Source organism: Arthrospira sp. PCC 8006 (assembly GCF_046480465.1).
GTDB lineage: Bacteria > Cyanobacteriota > Cyanobacteriia > Cyanobacteriales > Microcoleaceae > Limnospira > Limnospira platensis.
Window position 1 is genome coordinate 1 of record NZ_PKGG01000603.1, and the last position, 368, is coordinate 368.

At 64.4% G+C, this 368-nt stretch carries 1 pseudogene; it reads left to right on the forward strand.

The features are described from left to right. Positions 1-368: pseudogene (locus B9T16_RS29570) on the forward strand (glycine dehydrogenase (aminomethyl-transferring)); the annotation flags it as partial.

Below are 368 nucleotides of genomic sequence, written 5' to 3' on the forward strand. Positions count from 1 at the left end.
GCCGGTCTGCTGGCCCTTCGCCGCTATCACCGCGAGCACGGCGATGCGCAACGCACTGTTTGCCTCATCCCCTCCTCCGCCCACGGCACCAATCCCGCCAGCGCATCCATGGCGGGCATGGATGTGGTGGTCGTCAAATGCACCGACGAGGGCGACATCGACATCGATGATCTCAAGGCCAAGGCCGAGCAGCATTCCGAGCGGCTGGCCGCGCTGATGATCACCTATCCCTCCACCCATGGCGTGTTCGAGGAAGGTGTGAAGGACATCTGCGCCATCGTCCATGCCCATGGCGGACAGGTCTATCTGGATGGGGCCAATCTCAATGCGATGGTCGGGCTGGCGCGTCCGGGCGATCTCGGCCCCGA